At 64.4% G+C, this 4,804-nt stretch carries 6 protein-coding genes and 2 pseudogenes; all 8 read left to right on the top strand.

Annotated features, from left to right (window positions below; translation table 11 throughout):
• A pseudogene (locus RHBS_RS24465) lies at positions 1 to 377 on the top strand (amino acid permease); the annotation flags it as partial.
• A 31-nt stretch (positions 378 to 408) separates the two neighbouring features.
• Entirely contained in the window at positions 409 to 774 is a 366-nt protein-coding gene (locus RHBS_RS24460; RefSeq protein ID WP_128646671.1) for a helix-turn-helix transcriptional regulator, read from the top strand.
• Entirely contained in the window at positions 771 to 1,859 is a 1,089-nt protein-coding gene (gene arsB / locus RHBS_RS24455) for an ACR3 family arsenite efflux transporter (RefSeq protein ID WP_121871292.1), read from the top strand. Before RHBS_RS24460 ends, arsB begins: the two co-directional genes overlap by 4 nt.
• Positions 1,859 to 2,533, top strand: a complete 675-nt coding sequence (locus RHBS_RS24450; protein ID WP_121871293.1) for a three-helix bundle dimerization domain-containing protein — start codon at positions 1,859 to 1,861, stop codon at positions 2,531 to 2,533. The genes arsB and RHBS_RS24450 overlap by 1 nt, the downstream gene beginning before the upstream one ends.
• A gap of 35 nt (positions 2,534 to 2,568) precedes the next feature.
• Positions 2,569 to 2,991: an arsenate reductase ArsC gene (locus tag RHBS_RS24445; protein ID WP_128646670.1), complete on the top strand. Its 423-nt coding sequence runs from the start codon at positions 2,569 to 2,571 to the stop codon at positions 2,989 to 2,991.
• Positions 2,988 to 3,403, top strand: a pseudogene (locus tag RHBS_RS24440) (low molecular weight phosphatase family protein). Before RHBS_RS24445 ends, RHBS_RS24440 begins: the two are co-directional and overlap by 4 nt.
• A 5-nt stretch (positions 3,404 to 3,408) precedes the next feature.
• Complete coding sequence (locus RHBS_RS24435) at positions 3,409 to 4,464, top strand: ArsO family NAD(P)H-dependent flavin-containing monooxygenase (RefSeq protein ID WP_128646668.1); 1,056 nt, start codon at positions 3,409 to 3,411, stop codon at positions 4,462 to 4,464.
• A partial coding sequence (locus RHBS_RS24430) for an FAD-dependent oxidoreductase (RefSeq protein WP_128646673.1) occupies positions 4,365 to 4,804 on the top strand: 440 nt, incomplete at its 3' end. The genes RHBS_RS24435 and RHBS_RS24430, both read left to right, overlap by 100 nt.

Genomic DNA, 4,804 nt, shown 5'->3' with positions numbered 1-4,804 from the left:
GCACCTCGCTGGCGATGGCCCGCCACGACGACCTGCCGGCGTACCTGGCCGCGGTCCACCCCCGCCACTCGGTTCCGCATCGCGCCGAGATCACCCTCGCAGTGATCGTCGTCGTGCTGGTCATGATGGTCGACCTGCGTGACGCCATCGGCTTCTCGTCGTTCGGGGTGTTGCTGTACTACCTGGTGGCCAACCTCAGCGCGTACACCCAGGATGCCGAACACCGCCGCTACCCACGGGCCCTTCAGATCCTCGGCAGCATCGGGTGCGTGGTGCTGATCGCCACGCTGCCGGTGACGGCCATCGCCGTCGGAACCGTCGTGGTCGCTCTCGGTGTCGTCTATCGGCAGATCCGCGTTCGGCAACTGTTCACTTGACGCCTGATTCGGTAGACGTCAATATAGACGTATGTCGAATCAAGACCGGCCGCTCGTCGACGGCGAGTGCTGCTCGCCGCTGACCCGCGAGCCCCTCACCGTGGACTGGGCCGGAGATCTGGCCCGCATGTTCAAAGCACTGGGAGATCCCGTCCGACTGCGATTGCTCAGCCTCGTCGCCAGCCATGCAGGCGGCGAAGCCTGCGTCTGCGATATCTCCCCCGCATTCGACCTCTCCCAACCGACCATCTCCCACCACCTCAAGGTGCTCCGCGAGGCGGGACTGCTCGACTGTGAACGGCGCGGAACCTGGGTGTACTACTCGGTGATTCCCGCTGCCCTGCAGCAACTTTCCGCAGTGCTGAACGCTGCAGAGTCCACGGAGGTCATGGCATGAGTACGACGACCGATACTGCCGTAGTCGGCAAGCTCTCCACTCTCGACCGGTTCCTACCCGTGTGGATCGGCGTGGCGATGGTCGTGGGTCTACTCCTGGGACGCATGATCCCAGGAATGGACGAGGCGCTGTCCACCATCTCCATCGACGGCGTCTCGCTCCCCATCGCCATCGGACTGCTCGTCATGATGTACCCGGTGCTGGCCAAGGTTCGCTACGACCGCCTCGACACCGTCACCGGAGACAAGCGTCTGCTGATCGGCTCGCTGGTGCTCAACTGGGTCCTCGGTCCGGCCCTGATGTTCGCTCTCGCATGGCTTTTCCTGCCGGACCTCCCCGAATATCGAACCGGTCTGATCATCGTCGGGCTGGCTCGATGCATCGCGATGGTCATCATCTGGAACGACCTCGCTTGCGGGGACCGAGAAGCCGCCGCGGTCCTGGTGGCGATCAACTCGGTGTTCCAGGTGTTCATGTTCGCGATCCTCGGATGGTTCTACCTCTCGGTTCTGCCGGGATGGCTCGGACTCGACCAGACCACCATCGAGGCGTCGCCATGGCAGATCGCCAAGTCGGTCCTCATCTTCCTCGGTATCCCTCTGATAGCCGGATTCGCGTCTCGCTTCTTCGGCGAGCGCGCCAAGGGCCGGGAATGGTACGAGGAGAAGTTCATCCCCAGGATCGCCCCGTGGGCGCTCTACGGTCTGCTCTTCACCATCGTCATTCTGTTTGCGCTGCAGGGTGATCAGATCACCTCACAGCCGTTCGACGTGGTTCGCATCGCACTGCCACTACTGGTGTACTTCGCGGTGATGTGGGGCGGCGGTTACGCCCTGGGTGCTGCGATGGGTCTGGGCTACGAACGCACGACCACCCTCGCGTTCACCGCAGCAGGCAACAACTTCGAGTTGGCGATCGCCGTCGCCATCGCGACGTACGGCGCGACATCCGGGCAAGCACTCGCCGGAGTCGTCGGACCACTCATCGAGGTGCCGGTACTGGTCGGCCTCGTCTATGTCTCCCTCGCACTGCGCAAGCGCTTCTCCCCCGCACCACCCGTGACCACAGCGACAAAGGAGTCCTGATGTCCGACAACACTTCTCCCTCCAGCCACCGCGCTCAGCCCGAACTACTGATGCCCCAGGCCCTCCTCTCGCGCACCGCCGAGAGACTGGCAGCGGAATACGAGGGCATCTTCTCCACGCAAACCGTCGAGCGCTACGTCTTCGAGTCCTACACCGCACTGCGTCGAACCTCGAAGATTCATACCCACCTGACCACCCTGGCCGGCAAGTTCGCCGCGGATCGCCTCACTGCACTCGCCCAATCACAGGGTGACGCACCGAAACTCGTGCCCGAGGTGCTGTTCATCTGCGTCCACAATGCCGGACGCTCACAGATGGCCGCAGCCCTGCTCGAGCACCACGCACGGGGACTGGTCCACGTCCGATCTGCAGGCTCGGCCCCCACCTACGAAATCAATCCGATCGTGGTGCAGGCGATGGAGGAACAGGGCATCGACCTGGGCAGTGAATTCCCCAAGCCACTGACCGACGACGTCGTCGCCGCGGCAGATGTCGTGGTATCCATGGGATGTGGCGACGCGTGCGCGGTCTACCCGGGCAAGCGCTACCTGGACTGGCAACTGACCGACCCCGACGGCAAGTCCCTCGACGAGGTGCGTCTCATCCGCGACGATCTCGACGTACGTGTCCGCGAACTGCTCACCGAGTTGACCACCACAACCGTACCGGCCTGAGGTATCCGCCTCGCGCTCGAAAGGCAAACGACTCCATGTCCGACACACCCAGTGTTCTGTTCGTCTGTGTCCACAACGCCGGCCGATCTCAGATGGCCGCCGGATTTCTCACTCATCTCGCCGGCGACACCGTCGAGGTGCGTTCTGCCGGTAGCGCGCCCGCGGACACCATCAACTCCGCAGCAGTCGAGGCCATGGCCGAACTCGGTATCGACATCTCGTCGCAGTCCCCGAAGATTCTGACCCCGGAGGCCGTCGAGACGTCCGACGTCGTGATCACCATGGGCTGCGGGGACGCGTGCCCGGTGTTCCCCGGAGTGAGCTACCGCGATTGGGCACTGGCCGACCCGGCAGGCAGAGGCGTCGAGGCGGTCCGTCCGATCCGAGACGAAATCAAGAGTCGAATCGAAGAACTGATCGCCGAATTGGTTCCAGCGAAGCAAGGTTCGCTGTCATGACGACACCGAGCGTGCTGTTCGTCTGCGTCAAGAACGGCGGCAAGTCTCAGATGGCTGCCGGTCTGATGCGCAAGGCCGTCGGCGACTCGGTGGAGGTGCACTCGGCGGGAACGAAGCCGAGCGGAACGGTCAATGCACTCTCGGCCGAGGCCCTCCTCGAAGTCGGCGTCGACCTGTCCGGTGAACAGCCGAAGCCGATCGACCGGAGTTGTTGTCTCGCATCGACTACGTGATCACCCTCGGGAACGAGGCGAAGGTCGACCGTGTCGACGGTCCGACCTTCGAGAACTGGAACACCGACGAGCCGTCCGAACGTGGTGTCGACGGAATCGAACGGATGCGTCTGGTGCGCGACGACATCGCCGCTCGTGTCGAGGAACTCGCGTCCCGAATACGCGGCACCGACGGTTGACTCGAATGACTTCGGAGGTGGTGGTGATCGGCGGCGGTCAGGCAGGACTGGCCGCCGGTTACTACCTGCGAAGGGCCGGTGTGGACTTCGTCATCCTCGACGATCAGACGCATGCCGGAGGCTCCTGGCAGGAGTACTGGCCGTCGCTGCAGCTGTTCTCGCCTGCCGAGTACTCGCGATTGCCCGGTTGGCCGATGCCGCCGTGGCACAGCGGCTTTCCGCCGGCGTCGCATGTGGTGGACTACCTCCGGGCATACGAGAAGAAGTACGAGTTGCCGGTGCGCAGGCCAGTCGACGTGAAGTCGGTGCATCGTACGACCGACGGCTATCGAGTCGATACCGACGGTGACTCCTACTGCGCCACAACGATCGTCAATGCCACCGGTACGTGGTCGCGACCGTTCTGGCCCAGCTATCCCGGTATGCGTGAGTTCTCCGGGACGCAACTTCATGCTGCCGACTACCGGATGCCCGATGCGTTCGCAGGCAAGCGCGTGGGCATCGTCGGTGGCGGGAACTCGGCTGCGCAGATTCTGGCCGAGATATCCACCGTCGCCGACACCGTGTGGTTCACCAACCGCGGGCCCAGGTTTCTCCCCGACGATGTGGACGGCCGAGTGCTGTTCGATGTCGCCAGCGATCGGGCTCGCGCTCTTGCCGAGGGCGCAGCGGATTCCGGCGGTGTCGCCGGTCTGGGAGACATCGTGATGGTCCCGCCGGTGCGAGAGGCCCGCGATCGTGGAGTTCTGCAGGCCAGGCCGATGTTCACCGCGCTCACTTCCGACGGCGTCACCGACGGGCACACGACACAGAGGCTGGATGCGATCGTGTGGTGCACCGGTTTTCGCCCTGCTCTGCACCACCTGCGGCCACTGCACCTGCACACCGACAGGTCGGGAATCGTGTTGGACGGCAACCATGTCCGAGACGAGCCGAACCTGATTTTTCTCGGCTACGGCGACTGGACCGGCCCGGCGTCGGCAACGCTCATCGGTGTCGGCCGCACAGCGCGTGCAGCCGTCGACACTGTCATTCGAAGAGGAAAGGTAGATCAGTCATGAACTCATACCCCGTAGTAGTGGTCGGCGCAGGGCCCATCGGTCTCGCCGCTGCGGCGCATCTGGCCGAAACCGGTTCCGACGTAGTCGTTCTCGAACGCGGACCGTCGGCCGGCTCGGCAGTGTCCGAGTGGAATCACGTTCGACTGTTCTCCCCGTGGTCCGAGGTCGTCGACCCCGCTGCCGCCCGGTTGCTCGAACCCACCGGCTGGACCGCGCCGGACGGCGACACCTACGCCACCGGACGCGAATGGGTGGCGCAGTACCTCGCGCCCCTGGCCGCCGTACTGGGCGATGCCATCCGAACCGACTCCGAGGTGGTCGGCGTCGCCCGCCGCGGACG

The sequence above is a fragment of the Rhodococcus sp. BS-15 genome (assembly GCF_000813105.1).
In the GTDB taxonomy this organism is placed as follows: Bacteria; Actinomycetota; Actinomycetes; order Mycobacteriales; family Mycobacteriaceae; genus Rhodococcoides.
This window is presented reverse-complemented; position numbering and strand designations above follow the sequence as displayed.